This is a genomic window from Hyphomicrobium sp. MC1 (assembly GCF_000253295.1).
Lineage (GTDB): Bacteria > Pseudomonadota > Alphaproteobacteria > Rhizobiales > Hyphomicrobiaceae > Hyphomicrobium_B.
The window spans coordinates 4111321-4127862 of record NC_015717.1 but is presented as its reverse complement, the minus strand read 5'-3'; the positions used below and the strand labels follow the sequence as shown (position 1 = coordinate 4127862).

15 protein-coding genes are annotated in these 16542 nt (G+C 58.3%); 10 read left to right on the top strand and 5 right to left on the bottom strand.

All coding sequences use genetic code 11. From position 1 onward, the window contains the following. Positions 1–143 precede the first annotated feature (143 nt). A complete protein-coding gene (locus HYPMC_RS19825) occupies positions 144–1289 on the top strand; it encodes a ceramide glucosyltransferase (protein WP_013949890.1) in 1146 nt (381 codons plus the stop codon). A 78-nt stretch (positions 1290–1367) separates the two neighbouring features. On the opposite strand, the gene HYPMC_RS19820 is transcribed toward HYPMC_RS19825, so the two are convergent. After that, a complete protein-coding gene (locus HYPMC_RS19820; protein ID WP_013949889.1) occupies positions 1368–3212 on the bottom strand; it encodes an alkaline phosphatase family protein in 1845 nt (614 codons plus the stop codon). Positions 3213–3294: 82 nt separating this feature from the next. Further along, the gene (locus HYPMC_RS19815; RefSeq protein WP_013949888.1) at positions 3295–4974 is read right to left on the bottom strand and encodes a CorA family divalent cation transporter; all 1680 of its coding nucleotides are present in this window, start codon (positions 4972–4974) and stop codon (positions 3295–3297) included. A 276-nt stretch (positions 4975–5250) separates the two neighbouring features. On the opposite strand from HYPMC_RS19815, the gene HYPMC_RS19810 reads away from it, so the two are divergent. From HYPMC_RS19810 to HYPMC_RS19795, 4 genes are all read left to right on the top strand, one after another. Continuing rightward, positions 5251–5967: a type 1 glutamine amidotransferase gene (locus HYPMC_RS19810; protein WP_013949887.1), complete on the top strand. Its 717-nt coding sequence runs from the start codon at positions 5251–5253 to the stop codon at positions 5965–5967. A gap of 397 nt (positions 5968–6364) precedes the next feature. Continuing rightward, positions 6365–7258 (top strand): ABC transporter substrate-binding protein, encoded by an 894-nt coding sequence (locus HYPMC_RS19805; RefSeq protein ID WP_244421068.1) that lies wholly within the window; start codon positions 6365–6367, stop codon positions 7256–7258. 130 nt (positions 7259–7388) lie between these two features. After that, positions 7389–8477, top strand: a complete 1089-nt coding sequence (locus HYPMC_RS19800; protein ID WP_013949885.1) for a glycine betaine/L-proline ABC transporter ATP-binding protein — start codon at positions 7389–7391, stop codon at positions 8475–8477. After that, positions 8474–10453 carry a proline/glycine betaine ABC transporter permease gene (locus tag HYPMC_RS19795; RefSeq protein WP_013949884.1) on the top strand — a complete coding sequence of 660 codons (1980 nt, stop codon included), beginning with the start codon at positions 8474–8476 and terminating at the stop codon, positions 10451–10453. Before HYPMC_RS19800 ends, HYPMC_RS19795 begins: the two co-directional genes overlap by 4 nt. Before the next feature lie 17 nt (positions 10454–10470). Here the strand turns inward: HYPMC_RS19795 and HYPMC_RS19790 are convergent, their stop codons facing one another. After that, positions 10471–11661, bottom strand: coding sequence for an acetyl-CoA C-acyltransferase (locus tag HYPMC_RS19790; RefSeq protein ID WP_013949883.1), 1191 nt, complete (start codon positions 11659–11661; stop codon positions 10471–10473). A 145-nt stretch (positions 11662–11806) separates the two neighbouring features. Between HYPMC_RS19790 and HYPMC_RS19785 the strand changes: the two genes are divergently transcribed. From HYPMC_RS19785 to HYPMC_RS19775, 3 genes are all read left to right on the top strand, one after another. Beyond that, positions 11807–12292 carry a PaaI family thioesterase gene (locus tag HYPMC_RS19785; RefSeq protein ID WP_157135479.1) on the top strand — a complete coding sequence of 162 codons (486 nt, stop codon included), beginning with the start codon at positions 11807–11809 and terminating at the stop codon, positions 12290–12292. Between the two features lie 18 nt (positions 12293–12310). Further along, positions 12311–12904 carry a TetR/AcrR family transcriptional regulator gene (locus tag HYPMC_RS19780; protein WP_013949881.1) on the top strand — a complete coding sequence of 198 codons (594 nt, stop codon included), beginning with the start codon at positions 12311–12313 and terminating at the stop codon, positions 12902–12904. Positions 12905–13044: 140 nt separating this feature from the next. Next, complete coding sequence (locus HYPMC_RS19775) at positions 13045–13851, top strand: SDR family oxidoreductase (RefSeq protein WP_013949880.1); 807 nt, start codon at positions 13045–13047, stop codon at positions 13849–13851. Between the two features lie 49 nt (positions 13852–13900). On the opposite strand, the gene HYPMC_RS19770 is transcribed toward HYPMC_RS19775, so the two are convergent. After that, a complete protein-coding gene (locus HYPMC_RS19770; RefSeq protein ID WP_013949878.1) occupies positions 13901–14614 on the bottom strand; it encodes a YoaK family protein in 714 nt (237 codons plus the stop codon). Between the two features lie 209 nt (positions 14615–14823). On the opposite strand from HYPMC_RS19770, the gene HYPMC_RS19765 reads away from it, so the two are divergent. Together HYPMC_RS19765 and HYPMC_RS19760 are read left to right on the top strand one after the other, a co-directional pair. Continuing rightward, positions 14824–15219 carry a DUF302 domain-containing protein gene (locus HYPMC_RS19765; RefSeq protein ID WP_013949877.1) on the top strand — a complete coding sequence of 132 codons (396 nt, stop codon included), beginning with the start codon at positions 14824–14826 and terminating at the stop codon, positions 15217–15219. Between the two features lie 88 nt (positions 15220–15307). After that, positions 15308–15835: a Dps family protein gene (locus tag HYPMC_RS19760; protein WP_013949876.1), complete on the top strand. Its 528-nt coding sequence runs from the start codon at positions 15308–15310 to the stop codon at positions 15833–15835. A gap of 45 nt (positions 15836–15880) precedes the next feature. Here HYPMC_RS19760 and HYPMC_RS19755 read toward each other — a convergent pair whose 3' ends face one another. Further along, positions 15881–16522, bottom strand: coding sequence for a flavin reductase family protein (locus tag HYPMC_RS19755; RefSeq protein ID WP_013949875.1), 642 nt, complete (start codon positions 16520–16522; stop codon positions 15881–15883). Positions 16523–16542 lie beyond the last annotated feature (20 nt).

The following is a 16542-nucleotide window of genomic DNA, read 5'->3' as shown; positions in this document are numbered from 1 at the left end:
TTCGCAGTTCACGCGACAAAAGTGTGGATGAGCTACAACTTTAGGGCATTCTTATTGGATGTCGCAGAATTGTCGTGCAACCGTCGTCAATGTTTCAATGAATCTTGAAATGCAGCGGGTTCATTCTTGTCGACGGAGGAGCTATGGCCGATCTCGTGACGACGGCGGCTCTTGTCTTCTGCATCTTGGCGGTGTCCACCCACCTTTTGACTGTCGCCTTGACACTCTACCGCGTTTCGGCGCCACGCAGCCGATTGCGCGCGACAAATGTTGAGCCGGTCAGCATCGTTCGTCCGGTTTGCGGTGTCGATCATTTCGATGAAATGACATTGCGTTCGACGTTCGAACTGAAAGCCTCGGACTATGAGGTTATATTTTGCGCCGCTCGCGAGGATGATGCGGCCGTACCGCTTGTTCGCAAGCTGATCGCCGAATACCCGCATATCCAAGCCCGTCTGCTGATCGGCGATGATCGGCCTACCAGCAATCCTAAGCTCAACAACATCGTCAAAGGATGGGCCGCCGCACGCCATCGGTGGATCGTTCTGGCGGACAACAACGTCCTGATGCCTGCGCACTACCTCGACGATCTGTTCCAGAGTTTCACGCCGGGTGTGGGCCTCGTCTGTTCGCCGCCCATCGGAAGTCGACCGATCGGCTTCTGGGCTGAACTCGAATGCGCATTCCTCAACACCTATCAGGCTCGCTGGCAAAGCGCGGCCGATACGATCGGATTCGGATTTGCTCAGGGCAAGTCGATGCTTTGGCGCCGCGATATCCTCGACGATGCTGGTGGCATCGAAGCATTGGGCGCCGAGATCGCCGAAGACGCTGCCGCCACCAAGATCGTGCGCTCTCATGGTCTTGACGTCCGGCTCGTCGATCGACCGTTCGAGCAGCCCCTGGGCCTGCGAACCAGAGCTCAAGTCTGGGATCGGCAAGTGCGCTGGGCGCGACTGCGCCGCGCAACGTTCCCGTTGTTCTATGCGCCGGAAATACTTTCCGGCTGCACTCTGCCTGCCGCAGCTGCCGCCGTCGCCGCAACGGCCTTCGACGTTGATCCGTTAATGGCGCTCACAGGGTTGCTGTCGATTTGGTTGGGCGCCGAAGTTTTGCTGGCGCACGTTGCGGGCTGGCATCTGCGGTGGCATTCGCCATTCACGTGGCTACTGCGTGATGCGCTTTTGCCGGTGCTCTGGGTCGAGGGCTGGGTGGGAGACACCTTCGTCTGGCGCGGCAACGACATGAGCGTCGCCGAGCAGAACCGCGAACTCGCAGTCACCAAATAAGATCTGAACCAGGAAGTTCAGAGCCCAGTCTGAAGCGGACCCTATCGCGGCTTGCAAGGCCGGGCGTTTCAGATGCGTTCACTTATGGGTGTCGGCGATGGTTGCCTCAGGGCGCAAGCCGACCGTTCGTCCGGGAAAGCCGGCGGCGTCGAAATATTTCGTATCGCCCGCAACCTGATAATTCAGGATCGTGCGGAGGCCTGAAGGAGATGGCGCTGACGCCAGCGTCTTGCGCTCCCACTGTGGCGTCGCACCGTTCGGAAACGCTTCGATGAGCGGCCTGCCGACCAATTTTCCATGGCTCGTGGGCAGCAATCCAAGGATCGCAATGATCGTCTTGCCGACGTCGGCATTGCTGGCCGGCGCCTCGTCGACAAAGCCCTCTTTGAAATCAGGGCCGATCGCCGCCATGAAGTTCTCGGTATCGCCCCGGTTGAAGCTGCCGTGCATGCCCTGGCCCTGCTGCAATTCGGTATCGGAGACCACCACCGCGCACGTCGTCGGCTCCGAGCAACCGGTCGAGAAGCTCTTGAAGTTGACGACGATCGAGGGTCTGAGCATCAGTGCCGCGCCTTTGAGATTGACAGCGCTCAGCGGCAGTGTTCCCGCAAAGCTGCCGAGGTCATCTTCGACGAAGATGCCGCTGACGTAATCTTGCGCCATCAGCGCGTCGACCGTCTTTTGAACGAGCTCCCGGTCGCCGCTCGGAATATAGATGAGATCCGAACCGCCGTTGGCCGCGACGATCACGTTCGGAGCATTCGGATCCTTGCCGATGTAGCCATTGCCATCGACCGGATGCGTTCCCTGCGCGACATTGGCATTGCCTTCGTCCGGATCATAAAGCGGCATATCGAGTGCTTTCGCGAGGTCGATTGCGAGGAACCCAGGCGGCAACAGCGAAGGCGGCACATTCGGGTAGGTGGCCTTCGCAGCTTCGCTCGTTTGGCTCTGCTTCGAGATCGTCGAGAAGCCGTGGTCCGACGAGATGATGATGTTTGTCGTATCAGCGAGCCCGAGCCGATCGAGCGTGCGCCGGATCATGGCCAGATTGGAATCAGCATTGCTGATGGCCGCCATCGACGTCGGACCGTTAATGCCCGGTTCCAGCCGCAGGAAGCTGTCGCCTTGATTGTGCTGCGTCCCGTCCGGATCGCGCGACCAGAACACGATGACGAACGGCTTGCCGTCCACCTTGAATTTCGGCAGCACAACTTTCGTCAATGCCTGCACGAAATAACCTTGCTGGACGATGTTGGCGTCTTTTGTGCCCGGCGTTTTGAAATCGCCATGGTCTTTGTTGGTCAGACGGCTTGGAGCTTCGGTCGGCAGCCCGTACGCCTTTAGACCTTCGCTGACCCAAGGAGCGAGCGGAATTCCGACCGATCTACCCGTCGCATCGTCGATGATGACGCTTTCGGCGCCACCGCGCGAGGTGTGATCGAATACGGCCGTCGGGCCGATCTTGCCGATTGCGGCCGTGTTGAAGCCGGAGCGATGGGCAACGTGCAAGATGGTCTCTTCGTCGATGAAATTGCCGCCGAAGTGGTCGTCGATGTCACCGATAACGCCATCGCTTTCGATGAACGACAACCGCGCCGACTTTGCCGAGCGAATGATAAAACCGGCATACATGACGTTGCCGAACACACCGGTATCGCCGAGGTAATGTCCTGTCGCCATGCCACTGGAATTTGGCATCGTGAACGTCGGAAACAACGAGTGGCTGTTGACGAAGTTTACGCCCTTGTCGCGCACATCGGCAAACGTCGGCGCCGTCTCAGATGTGACGATCTTCCGCCGCAAGCCGTCGGGAACGAAAAGAATGACGTTGTGCTTTGGTGCATCGGCGTGGGCCGGCGCGATGCTGAGAAGCACCGCAAGGCACAAGCATGCGCGCAAAAGAATCTGCTTCGGCACCATATTGAAGTCGTCCCCTCTAAGCGAAAGATGCGCTTGTCCATTGCCTAGATGATGGAAGCGACGTCCCTCTGACATTCCCCGTTCAAATGCGCGTCTTACGGCGAAGCCTGGGAAACCAGTTCGCCGAGCCGTCGGACAGCGATTCCATCATGTCCGACAAGGCGCGCGATTTAGCGATTGTAATCAGCGTCAGCAGGATGGTCGGCACAAGCACTGCAGAAAATGCCACCAATCGCCATGGCGTCGATTGATTGGCCCAATCGAGCAGGTTCATACCGAGAAAGCCGGTGACGGTGGTGCCGACAAGTCCGAGCGTCGTAACAACGGTCAGTCGCGTAACGGTATCGCTCTGACGGCGCATAGCCTCGTTTTCCAGGAACTCGCTCATCTCCTGAATTTCCTGCCGAATGTCGTCGTAGAGGCGGTCAATATCGAGATGGCGGCGGCACAATGCAAAAATATCGTGTGCCTGCGTCTGATTGCTGACCGAGTGAAACCAGTAGCGATGCGTGAAGCGCAGGAAGGTTTGCAGCGCCCGCCGGGACGCTGCTCTGAACGCAAGAATCGCGCTCTTGTTGTTAGCATCGAGACGGCTCATCGCTCCGGTCAGATGATCGGAGAACATCAGCAGCGATGCCTTGTGGAAGTGCGCGATCAGAAAGACGAGGAAGTGCTCATGCCGGAAGCTGTTGAGGCAGCCATGGTTGGGGTCGACGAAGAATGGGTTGTCGGCGCTGCCCGTCACGACAAGGGCATGACCGCACGACATATAACGGCTCTGCGGCCACTCAATCTCGTTGTGCTGTCCGAAGTAACGATCGTAGCAATACCGCTCTTCGAAATCTTCAAGGTGGCGCTGGGAGAATGGCAACTCCGAGCAGTCGCCTGGACCGGATGCAAAAGCGAGGCGGACGTAATCGGCGCGCGTCAGCTCGCTGCCGGCTTTCACGGCAATAAGCGCCATTTGCGGCATGCGATAATATTCGAGCTGCTTGTAGCGCAACGCACCCGGGTGATCGGAATGATGCGGCACCAGCGGATGCAGCAGATATTGCCAATGCGCAGCAACGCGGGCCGCGCGCTTCGCGCAAACCTGCGCCAGAAACTTGTCGCGATCCTCATAATCGGAGGCGGCCAGGACGTCACCATGGCTTGAAAGAAATTCGACCTTCACTGGGCAATGTCCGGCAACGCCCGTGTCCTTCTCCCAATAGGCTGGATGCGTTCGTCCCAGTCGGAACATCACGTCTTGAACGTCGGAGAGTCCGATGTCTTCGGAATAAAGCTCTAACGCCAGGATCGCGACATCGATTTCGAAGAAGAAATACAAATCGACGTGAGCCACCTTGAGTTCGATCGGGGCAGCGCCGGGCGTGAGCTGCACGCTCACGGCCGCTACATCGGTACGCCGGAAGGTTTTGACCGGACTTTCCGATGACACCGATCCCGGCGATCTGCCAATTCGTCCGCCGTAAAGGAAGCGCTGGACCGGCGGCAGGAAGGTCACGAACTCATTGTAGTGACGCTCCTGAAAATCTTTCGGATCGCACGTGAACTCGTCATCGACCTCTTTCCACGGATTGTCGGGGCCGAGCTTCGAAAGGATCGCCGCGAAGTCATGATGAGACGGCTCAGGATTGGGCGGCATCAACTCGACCGGCCATATCAGGATCTGCCGGAACTGTCCGATGCGGGTGTCGGCTGAAGCGCGTGGTGCAATCCCCGACCCGGACGCAGTTTCGGAACGGACTTCATCAAGCATGAGAGCCTCGGCTTGCTATCGAATTGCGCCACAGAGCAGCTTCGAAATCGAGTTCCCTTCAACGCGCCTCTCACCATTGCCCCATGTCCATGACGGTTATGCGACATATATGAAATATATGGGGAATTTCGCGTTTGTTCGGGCCTGTGAAGCTCTGGCATCCAATAACCAGGGGCATCGAAGCGCTGATGACGGATGAGTTCACATCGTATATTTGCGCCCTGGCGTCGTCGGCCGGTCGATCATGACGTACATGAACAGGGAATAGGGGGAAACGTGCGCTTTCTTGTTTTTCAGCACATCGCTTGTGAGCATCCAGGCATCTTTCGCAAATTCTTCGCCGCCGACGGCATCGCTTGGGATGCCGTCGAACTCGACGAAGGAGCTGCGATTCCGGCGCTTGAAAACTACGATGCGCTTTGGGTGATGGGCGGCCCAATGGACGTCTGGGATGTCGATGAATGCCCGTGGCTTGTCGATGAAAAGCGCGCGATCCGCCGATGGGTTCGCGAATTGGAAAAACCCTTCATGGGGCTTTGCCTCGGACATCAGCTCCTGGCCGATGCCCTGGGAGGCACATGCGGACCGCAACGTCCGCCTGAAATTGGCATTCTCGATGTCGCCCTGACGACGGAAGCCGAAAGCGATCCGGTGTTCGGCAATCTGCCTAAGGAATTCAAAGCTGTTCAGTGGCACTCCGTGCGCGTTGCGCAGCCGCCTGAAGGCGCCGTTGTGCTTGCCAAATCGGACATTTGTCCTTGCCAGGCGATGCGTGTCGGCAAGACGGCATGGAGCATGCAGTATCACGTCGAAATCGAAGACAACACGATCGACGACTGGGGAAATATCCCGGCTTACGCGCAAGCGCTGGAACGCACGCATGGACCTGGTGCACTGCCGCGCATGGCTGAAGCTGCTAAACCCCACACCGCGAATTTCGCTGCGGATGCCGAAATGCTTTATCGCAATTTTATGCGGACCATTCGGCAATAGGCCGCTTCAGGGTCGATAATCGGTCAACGCATTTCATCGGAGCGAACGCAGAGCAAGTCATCTGCGTTCGCTTTCTTTTTTGGGTTATTCTATCGGTCAAAGAGCGCGGTTGGCTGCAGCGCAATCGGCGTGAGACGACGACTTTCTATGAAACATTTATTCGCGCGCGTGCTGCTTATATTTGCACCAACTGCCCTGAATTTGGCCTTGAACACACTTTGAAATAGGTATCATAATTCAAAAATCATCACTCTCAGGAAAGTCACTGCACGCGATTTCTGCAATTCGACCTCAACTGATTTGGCTTGGAGGCTGATCTATGTACACTGCCGTCAAACGCGTTTTGGCCGGGGGGGCCTGCGCCGCGATCGTATCGCTGGCGAGTTTTAGCCAAGCCATGGCGGGCGCTCCTGAATCGCAAGATCCAATCAAGATTGCATTGTTCGATTGGACGAGCGTCAATCTCAACGCCAAGATCCTTGGCGGCATTCTCACCAAACTCGGCTACAACGTTGAATACCCGACGGCCGATTATCTCTCGAGCCTCACCACCGGCCTGACGAACGGCGATATCGATATCGGCGTCGAGTACTGGGATACGACCGCGCGCGAAGCGATGAAGGCGTCCGACGCCACGGGCCAGACCGAGCGGCTCGGCAAGCTTGGTCCCAAAGCCAAGGAAGAGTGGTGGTTCCCGGAGTACATGAAAGAAAAGTGCCCCGGCCTTCCTGATTGGAAAGCTCTGAAGGATCCCAAGTGCGCCGAAGCCTTCTCGACGCCCGATACGGCGCCGAAGGGCCGTTATCTCGGCGGTCCCGTGACCTGGGAAGGTTTTGATGACGAGCGCGTCGAAGCCCTCGGCCTGCCGTTCGTTGTTGTCCACGCAGGCACCGACGGCGCGATGTTTGCCGAACTCGATTCCGCCTATCAGCGCAAAGCGCCGATCATGCTCTGGATTTATTCACCGCATTGGGCCCCGGCGAAATACAAAGGCGAGTGGGTTCAGTTTCCGGAATATGAACCGGCCTGCTACACTGACCCGAAGTGGGGTGTGAACCCGGATAAGAAGTACGATTGCGGCAAGCCGCACGGCGAAATCTGGAAGTACTCCTGGAAAGGCCTGAAAGATAAATGGCCCGTCGCTTACAAAGTCGCCAAAAACTACACGATCGATACTGACGAACTGAACAAGATGTCAGGTGAGATCGATCTCGACGGCAAGTCGATGGATGACGTCGCCGCGGCTTGGGTCGATGCCAACGAGGCCAAGTGGAAGGAATGGGCGAAATAAGAGTTCGGCTGATCTTCCTTTGCAGCATTGAGTGAAGACGCGACGGGAACCGGTGTGCCATCGCAGGCTGTCGGTTCCCGTCTGTTTTTGAGGCCACACGGCGCGCTTGGCGCGATGGAGCGATCCTAAAATGAACACCCAAGCGCCCCTGCGCGATGATACGACGTCGGCGACTGACGATCGTCCGGTTAAACTGTTGTGCCAGGATGTGTGGAAAGTCTTCGGCGAAGGCGCGAAGAATTTTCTGGCGAAACACAACGGCGCACCGACATCCGAAGACCTGAGCAAAGCCCAGCTCGTCGGCGCCGTCCGGCATGCGTCGCTTGAAGTTCGTCGCGGCGAAAATTTCATCGTCATGGGCTTGTCCGGCTCAGGCAAGTCGACGCTCGTTCGCTGTCTCTCTCGATTGGTTGAGCCCACGTGGGGAAAGATCGAACTCGACGGCATCGACCTGCTGAAAGCATCCCCTGATGAATTGATTGAGATCCGTCGTCACCGCATGGGTATGGTATTTCAGCACTTCGCCCTGCTGCCGCATCTGACGGTGCTCGAAAACATCGCTTTTCCGCTTTCCGTTCAAGGCGTCGAACGCAAGACGCGCGAGGCACGCGCGCGCAAAGTTATTGAGCTTGTCGGCCTCAGCGGGCGCGAGCAGTTTTATCCGCGTGAGCTTTCAGGCGGCCAGCAGCAGCGCGTCGGTATTGCGCGGAGCCTCGCGGTCGAACCGGAAATCTGGTTCCTCGACGAGCCGTTTTCCGCGCTCGATCCCTTGATCCGGCGCGAGATGCAGGCCGAACTGCTGCGCCTTCAAAGCGTGCTGAAGAAAACCATTGTCTTCATCACTCACGATTTCGATGAAGCGATCCGCTTGGCCGACCGCGTCGCCATTATGAAGGATGGGGAAATCATACAGATCGGCACGCCGGAAGAACTGGTGCTCCATCCCGCAACAGACTACGTCGCCGAATTCACGCGCGACGTCCAGCGCTCGAAGGTGATGTCGGCAGCAAGTCTGATGCGCCCGGTTTCGCCATCTGCCGACTACGGCGGAACAGTCGGCGCAAAAGATAAGATCTCATCGTTTTCGGCTCGCATCGTCGGTGTCCGCAAGAACTTTCTTGTCACCGCCGCCGATGGCAGACCGCTCGGTGAAGTGACGCCCGATGACGTTATCGATATCCTTGCCGATCGCGACTTCGCTAAAGAGGCACGTGTATGACCGTCGCAGACACGACGGCGCCCATCCGGCCGTCCGCCATCTCTACCCCGACGTTGATCTGGATTGTGGCCATCGCCGTTGTCGCGATCCTCTATCTCATTCCGAGCGTCGCCCCGTGGGCCGTTAAGTACCCCGACGCCGCCATTATCCCGATTTCCAAGTGGATCTCGGCAATCATGGCGTGGCTCAAGTCGAATTTCATGTGGTTGACGCGCGGCATTACCGACGTGTTCAACGTGCCACTGCAATGGGCGATTGACCTACTCGCCAAGGGCTGGAAGTCCGGTTACGGCCCCACGGCGGTCGTTCTACCGCGTCTATCGTGGATCGGTGTGTGCGCAGCATTTGCGATCGCGGGCTACAAATTCGGTGGTTGGCGTCTCTCGGCATTGGCCGCAGCCTGCATGCTCTACATCGCCCTCTTCGGGCAGTGGACGAGCGCCATGCTGACATTGGCACTCATCGTTATCAGCGTGCCGTTGTGCGTTATCGTTGGGTTGATGCTTGGCGTCGTCGCCTTTCGGAAACCTTGGATCGATCGCACGATCATCCAGCCGATGCTCGATCTGATGCAGACGATGCCGACGTTCGCATATCTCATTCCGATGCTGCTCCTGTTCGGAAACAGTCCGGTGTCGGGCATGCTCGCAACTGCCATATTCGCAATGCCACCGATGGTGCGCGCCACCGTGCTTGCGCTGAAGCGCGTGCCTCACGAGATTGATGATTTCGGCGAAATGGTCGGTTGCACGCAACGCCAGAAATTGTGGTGGGTGCTGGTTCCCTCAGGGCGCGCGACATTGATGGTCGGCGTCAATCAGGTGATCATGCTGGCCCTGAATATGGTGATCATCTCGTCGATGATCGGCGCCGGTGGTCTCGGCTATGATGTGCTTCTCGCTCTTCGAGCGCTGAAGATCGGCCAGGGCATGGAAGCCGGCCTTGCGATTGTCGCGCTTGCGATCGTTCTCGATCGGTTGAGTCAGGCGGCGGCCCGTCAGCGTCCCGCCATGCACGTGCAGGACCAGAACTTCATACAGCGAAACCCGATGCTGACGCTGGCCGTCGCCATTCTCGCTGTCACCACGATTTTGAGCGTCTATGTGCCGGCGTTCGCAGCCGTCCCGGCCGCTATAAAGGTTTCGACTGCTCCCTACTGGAAGGCGGCCGTCGATTGGATCAACATCCATTTCTTCGATGCCATCGAAGCTTTCCGCACCTTCCTGCTGCTCTATATCCTGAACCCGATCCGAGATTTTCTCGTCGATTTTCCTTGGCTCGGAATGGTTCTGCTCGTCGGACTGGCAGGGTATCGTCTGTCCGGTATGCGCCTTGCCGTGCTCGTCGTTCTGATGACGTCATTCTGCGCCGTCACGGGACTTTGGGAAAAGTCGATGGCGACGCTCTATCTCTGCGGCGTGTCGGCGATCATTTGTGCCGTGTTCGGAATTGCGATTGGCATCCTTGCGTCGCGCAGCGATCGTTTCGCGGCGTTCTTGACGCCGGTCCTCGACACCTTGCAGACGCTGCCGTCGTTCTGCTTCATCATTCCGGTGGTCATGCTGTTCCGTGTAGGCGACGTGACCGCCATGATCGCAACCGTCCTGTTCGCGATCGTTCCGGCAATTCGCTACACCAACCACGGCATTCGCCAGATTCCCGAAAGCCTGATTGAGGCTGCGACCGTATCTGGATGCACGCCACGCCAGATGTTCTGGCGCGTGCAGCTTCCCCTGGCGCTCCCCGAGATCATGCTCGGTATCAATCAGACCGTGCTACTGGCGCTGAGCATGATCATTATCTGCGCCATGATTGGAACGCGCGATCTCGGCCAGGAGGTCTTCATCGCGCTTGCCAAGGCCGATGCCGGCCGCGGTTTGACCGCCGGTTTTGCCATCGCCTTCATCGGCATCGTCTCAGATCGCCTGATCAGAGCTTCGACCGATCGGCTCCAGTCACGGATGGGCCTCTCCTGAGGCCCATCACGCAGAGTTCAATGCCCAACGCGCTCGATAGCGATTGCGGTCGCTTCGCCACCGCCGATACAAGCCGACGCGATCCCTTTCGTCGCTCCCTGCCGCTCAAGCGCGTGCAGCAGAGTCACGATCAACCGCGCGCCCGTTGCACCGATCGGGTGTCCGAGTGCACACGCGCCGCCATTGACGTTGAGCTTATCGCGCGCGATCGAAAGATCCTTCTGCGCGGCCATCGCGACCGCCGCGAACGCTTCATTGATCTCGTAAAGATCGACGTCCCCAGCCTCCCACCCCGCCTTTGCCAAGGCTTTGCGAATGGCGGGAATTGGCGCGGTCGTGAACCAGGCCGGCTCCTGACTGTGCGTGGCGTGTGCGCGGATCTCTGCAAGAATCGGTAGTCTTTCGCGCTCTGCAAGCGAGCGGCGCGTTAGAACCAGAGCTGCCGCCCCATCGGCGTTTGCCGACGAGCTGGCCGCGGTTATCGTGCCGTTCGGCCGGAACGCTGGTTTCAGCTTCGGAACTTTCTCCGGTGAGACCTTGAGCGGGTTCTCGTCATCGACCACGACCTTCTCGCCCTCTTTGGTCGCGATGCGGATCGGAGCAATCTCGGCTTTGAATGCTCCGGACTGAATAGCGGAGCGCGCGCGCGTCAGTGTCTCGACTGCGAACGCATCCTGATCCGCCCGCGTGAACTGATAGGCCTCAGCCGTTGCCTCGCCGAAATCGCCCATGCTGCGGCCTTTTTCGTAAGCATCTTCGAGGCCGTCGAGTAGCATGTGATCGAGCACCTGTCCGTGCCCGACGCGAAAACCCGCACGGGCCCTCTGCAGCAGATACGGCGCGTTCGACATCGATTCCATGCCGCCCGAGACGACGATATCAGCCGAGCCCGCGGCGAGCAGATCGTGGGCGAGAAACGTGGCTTTCATGCCTGACCCACAAACCTTGTTTACGGTCGTCGCACCCGTCGCATCGGGCAGTCCGGCAGCGCGTGCGGCCTGCCGTGCCGGCGCCTGCCCCTGTCCCGCCGTCAGCACATTACCGAAAAGAACCTCGTCCACTTTCTCTGGCGCCAGCTTAGCCCGTTCCAGTGCGGCCCGGATGGCGTGCGCGCCGAGTTCCGAAGCCTGGAGCGGGGCAAGATCGCCCAGAAACCGCCCGAGAGGCGTCCTAACCGCAGATACGATGACAATCGGGTCCTGACGCATTGGTGGGGCTCCTCCGCCTTCTTGGCTATTCATGATGGCCGACATAATATATGATAGACGTAATGCAAGTGAGTGCATCGCCCCGCAACGCCGAATGTTGACGCACCTCAACGCGCGCCGCGAGAAAACGAAATTGGATGAGCCGATGAAGACCGGGATTGTGTCGCCCCATGTTGCGGCAGCGATGTCAGGATTGGATTTTCTTGTTGCGCTGCGGGATGGTGCGCTTATCGCGCCGCCATTCAGCCGCGCGACCGGAATTTTGCCGAAAGAGATTGAGATCGGCCGTATCGTTTTCGAAGGGACGCCAACTGAGCAATTTTATAACCCGATGGGGACGGTTCACGGTGGCTGGATTGCAACCCTTCTCGACACCGCAATGGCGTGTGCTATTCAATCCATGTTGCCCGCCGGACAATCGTATACGACGCTGGAACTCAAGACCAATTTCGTGCGTCCAGTTTTTGCCTCGACGGGTGTCCTGCGGTGTGAAGGCGTCGTGCTTTCGCTCGGCGGTCGCATTGCGAGTTCGGAAGGGAAGGCTTTCGACAAGGAAGGGAACCTTGTCGCTCACGGGACAGAGACATGCTTGGTCATGGGCCAACGCAACGGCGCGTCGACCCACGCTTAGGCCCAAGGAGAAAAAAGAATGCCGCGAGTATCGCGCAAGGAAGCAGATCAACACCGCGAAGACGTGCTCAATGCAGCATCGAAGCTCTTTCTTGAGTACGGCATCGACGGTGTGAGCGTTCCCGCCGTCATGGCGGAAGCCGGCCTGACACACGGCGGATTTTACGGTCATTTCGATTCGAAAGAGGCGCTCGTCGCCGAGGCCTGTGAACGCGCGTTTAAAGAGCGCCGCAGCATTTACGACGGGATCGAGCAACGCAACGGCGCCGATAAAAAATCAGCGCGAGTGGAATTTATCAAACGCTACACGACGAAAGCACACCGCGACGCCATCGGCCTCGGTTGTCCGGCCGCCGCCATGTGCGGAGACATGGCACGCGAAAACCCCAAAGGCCAGATCAGAACGGCATTTGCCGCCGGTTTTAACGTGATGGTCGAGCGGTTGACACCGCTTCTGTCACGCAAAAGGAAGGACAAAGCCGCCGCGCGCGAAGATGCTTTAGCACAGATCGCCATGCTCGTCGGGGCAGTGGTTCTATCGCGATCGACGAAGGGCTCGCCCGTCTCCGACGAGATTATGCAGGCGGTGCGGGACGCCCTATTGGACACCTGACGAAGTTTCGAATGGCAGCTGCTAGGCCGGTTGGCCAAGATGATAATTCTGTACGCCATTTTATATGATGTATAAAATATATATATTGGCGAAGCCTCGCCATTTCGAAATTCACACGACGACAACAAAAGGAACGTCAAATGTCGAATTCTAAGGGAACGGCCCTTGTCACCGGCGCCTCATCGGGCATCGGCGCTGTGTACGCCGATCGGCTTGCCAAGCGTGGGTATGATTTACTGCTCGTGGCACGGGATGCACAGCGGCTCGAAGCACTTGCCCAACGTATCAAATCCGAAACTGGCAGGTCGGTCGAGGTCGCCGCTGCCGACCTGACTTCGAAGACCGATCTCGCCGCTATCACCAAGCGGTTGCAGGAAGACAAAGCGATAACGCTTCTGCTGAACAATGCGGGCATAGGCTACAACGGCGCCATGGCTAATGCCGACCTCGCCCTCACCGACCGGCTGATTGATCTGAACATCACTGCGGTGACGCATTTGGCGTCGGCTGCCGCTGCCAACTTCTCCGGAAAAAAGTCGGGCACTCTCATCAACGTATCATCGGTCCTGGCTCTTGCGCCTGAAATCGCCAGCGCCGTCTACTGCGCTTCGAAAGCCTACGTTCTGAATCTGTCCCTCACGCTCAATACTGAGCTATCGGATGCCGGCGTGCGCGTTCAAGCCGTCCTTCCCGGCGCGACGCGAACGGAAATCTGGGAACGTGCAGGCATCGACGTCAACAAATATCCGCCGGAAATGATCATGGACGTCGAGCCGATGGTCGATGCGGCGCTCGCAGGCTTGGACCTCGGCGAATTGGTCACGATCCCGGCGCTACCAAACATCAAGGACTGGAACGATCTCAATGCCGCGCGTCTGGCGCTTCGTCCCAATCTCTCCCTTAGCAAGCCGGCGCCGCGCTACACGGAAGCCCACGCCCACGCTTGATACCGGCACATGCAATACGGAAACGCTGCCAGACGAATGTCGGCGTTTTTCATGCCGACCCAGATCGCGCGCCGATAGACTTTTCCCGAATATAGAAGCCGATCGTCATCGCTGCGAAAATTGGAGCGCCGATGAAAACCCACTCTTTGACGTGAGCATAAGTCACGGCAGCGGCTGCGCAACCGAGCGCGAAGGCCACGATGCCGTTGAGCAAGTTGGTGACCCGTGCCGTCACGGCTGGCTTCTTATCGACGGACACGCCATGAACGAGATCGGCAAGATCGAGCATCGCCTGCGTTGTCGTCCCGGTCATGATGGTCGTCGGCGGATAGTTCGCAAGGTGAATGCGATGGAACGCATTTTGAATGGCCATCGCCACGACCAGAATAAGACCGACAGCGACGGCGGGAACCGTATCCGCATCGGGGAAGGGGCCGTAGCGAACGGCAAGCACGCCGGCAATCGTCATCAAAATGAATTGAAGCGTAAGCCAGATGCCGAGAATCGGCAGGCCGCTTTTCTCAAGCTGGAAACGCAGTAGTCGCGTCGCAAACACCACCGCGCAGAAAAGCGGCAGTGCTAATATCTTGGCAATTGTATCCGATGAACCCTGGGCAAGCGATGCCCCGAGCGTCACGAAGTTTCCCGTTACATGTGAAGTGAAGAGCCCACTCAAAGCGAGAAAGCTCGACGTATCGACGTAGCCAGCCGTAATACTCAATACGGCCGGCACGGCCGGCAGCGTCATAAGGCGCGGCATCATTCTTCCCCTCTTTGAGTCGGATTAGTCCAGACACGATTAGACGACCGCCCGAATGTCGTCACCCGCGAGAGCCGCCAAGCGGTGGCATTTGTCGCAATTTTTCTGAATGCACGATTTTGCGTCGGGCCCGGTGGACAATGACCGGCGGTCGGAGCTAACAGTGGCGGCCCCAAAATCTCGCGCCGGAACCGGAAGAAGCGTCGGCAAAAATGGTCGAAGGATTGATCACTCTCCAAAGCTCCCATGGTCCAAAGGAGACGGCCGACCGGCTGGCGGCGACCGCGTCCAGCCACGGCATGACGGTTTTTGCACGCATAGACCATGAAGCGGGCGCAACGGCAGCCGGCCTCGATCTCCGACCGACAGAAGTGCTATTCTTCGGAAACCCGAAGGCGGGCACCGTGCTTATGCAAAGTGAGCAGACCATCGGCTTGGACCTGCCTCTGAAGGCGTTGGTCTGGCAGGACGAGCGCTCCGCGACATGGATTTCGTATCAGGATTTAGTCTGGCTCGCGAAAAGATATGACCTTCCGCCCGCCATTCAGCCAACCGTAGAAAAAATGTGCTCATTGATTAAAGTCGTCGTCGAGGAGGCTGCTGGATGACCTCGATCAATGTGGCGGTATCTACCGCCTGATCAATTACAAAGCCCTTTTCACACCCCCCCAACGCATAGCCAAGGAAGAGATGAACATGAAAGCGGATACGACCAAATCCCGGCGTAAGGCTCCACTCGATACGCCGTCGCACTTCTCTGACAACGCCATCAAGGATATCTCCGCGTCGCTCTCGGCGCTGCTCGCCGACTTCTTCGCGCTCTACATCAAGACGAAGAACTTCCACTGGCATATGTCCGGCCCGAATTTCCGGAGCTACCATTTGCTTCTCGACGATCAGAGCGAGCAGATTTTTGCGGCGACGGACGATATCGCTGAACGCGCCCGCAAACTCGGCGGTACGACGATCCGCTCCATCGGCCAGATCAACAGCCAAAAGCGCATTCTCGACAACGACGCCGATTTCGTTTCGCCGAACGATATGCTGGCAGAGCTTCGCGACGACAATCTGCAGCTGGCGGACGAAATGCGCCAGCTCCACGATCTCTGCGACGAGCATGGTGATGTCGCTACGGCGAGCCTTCTCGAAAACTGGATCGACGAAGCCGAACGCCGCGTGTGGTTCCTCTTCGAATCGACCCGGAATATTCCGCACGAAGCGTAAGAAACGCTCGCGGTCCACTAACGAAATTCGGACAAAGGCGCGAGATCAATCTCGCGCCTTTTCCTTTTTCAGCGCGTCATGCGACCGGGGCCGCTGCATCTGAAACGCCGTCTCCGCCGTTCCATAGAGCCCGCGGCCGTGGAGCCGCGAGATCAGATCGAGTTTCGGCGTGTCGACATAGAGCTTCGCCGGGTCGAGCATGGCCTCGTCGGCAATATGTGCCTGCACGACTTCGCCAATCGCGAGCAGCTGGTTGGAAAATATGAGCGGCGTATGCAGCCGGCATTCGAACGAAACCGGACTGATCGCAATCCGCTCTGGATTGACCTTGAGCGACGGGACCGTCTCAAGCTCGGTCAATGCAAGCTCGTCGACATCCGGCGGCGCATCGAGCGACGTTAAATTCATCGCCTCCGCCGCCACGCGCGGCACGAGATTGACCACGAACTCCCCCGTGTCGAGGATATTGCGGGCGGTGTCCTTCATGCTGCCGTCGCCGTCGGTCATGATGCCGACGGCAAGCAGCGCCGGGTCCTTGCCCATGGCGTTGAAAAAGCTGAACGGCGCCGCATTGCGGGCGCCGTTCTTTGCTCGTGTCGTTACCCAGGCGATGGGCCGCGGAACGATCGTGCTGGTGAGAAGCTTGTAGCGATCGTCCGCTGCAAGTGTTTCGAAGTCGAAGTCCATTCCAACACCTGTCCTGTGCG

Excerpts from the sequence above, each read along its gene's own strand:
- HYPMC_RS19770 (WP_013949878.1), bottom strand. The coding sequence starts at position 14,614 with ATGATGCCGCGCCTTATGACGCTGCCGGCCGTGCCGGCCGTATTGAGT.
- HYPMC_RS19795 (WP_013949884.1), top strand. The coding sequence starts at position 8,474 with ATGACCGTCGCAGACACGACGGCGCCCATCCGGCCGTCCGCCATCTCT.
- HYPMC_RS19755 (WP_013949875.1), bottom strand. The coding sequence starts at position 16,522 with ATGGACTTCGACTTCGAAACACTTGCAGCGGACGATCGCTACAAGCTT.
- HYPMC_RS19805 (WP_244421068.1), top strand. The coding sequence starts at position 6,365 with ATGGCGGGCGCTCCTGAATCGCAAGATCCAATCAAGATTGCATTGTTC.
- HYPMC_RS19790 (WP_013949883.1), bottom strand. The coding sequence starts at position 11,661 with ATGCGTCAGGACCCGATTGTCATCGTATCTGCGGTTAGGACGCCTCTC.
- HYPMC_RS19785 (WP_157135479.1), top strand. The coding sequence starts at position 11,807 with ATGAAGACCGGGATTGTGTCGCCCCATGTTGCGGCAGCGATGTCAGGA.
- HYPMC_RS19800 (WP_013949885.1), top strand. The coding sequence starts at position 7,389 with ATGAACACCCAAGCGCCCCTGCGCGATGATACGACGTCGGCGACTGAC.
- HYPMC_RS19760 (WP_013949876.1), top strand. The coding sequence starts at position 15,308 with ATGAAAGCGGATACGACCAAATCCCGGCGTAAGGCTCCACTCGATACG.
- HYPMC_RS19825 (WP_013949890.1), top strand. The coding sequence starts at position 144 with ATGGCCGATCTCGTGACGACGGCGGCTCTTGTCTTCTGCATCTTGGCG.
- HYPMC_RS19765 (WP_013949877.1), top strand. The coding sequence starts at position 14,824 with ATGGTCGAAGGATTGATCACTCTCCAAAGCTCCCATGGTCCAAAGGAG.
- HYPMC_RS19820 (WP_013949889.1), bottom strand. The coding sequence starts at position 3,212 with ATGGTGCCGAAGCAGATTCTTTTGCGCGCATGCTTGTGCCTTGCGGTG.
- HYPMC_RS19780 (WP_013949881.1), top strand. The coding sequence starts at position 12,311 with ATGCCGCGAGTATCGCGCAAGGAAGCAGATCAACACCGCGAAGACGTG.
- HYPMC_RS19775 (WP_013949880.1), top strand. The coding sequence starts at position 13,045 with ATGTCGAATTCTAAGGGAACGGCCCTTGTCACCGGCGCCTCATCGGGC.
- HYPMC_RS19815 (WP_013949888.1), bottom strand. The coding sequence starts at position 4,974 with ATGCTTGATGAAGTCCGTTCCGAAACTGCGTCCGGGTCGGGGATTGCA.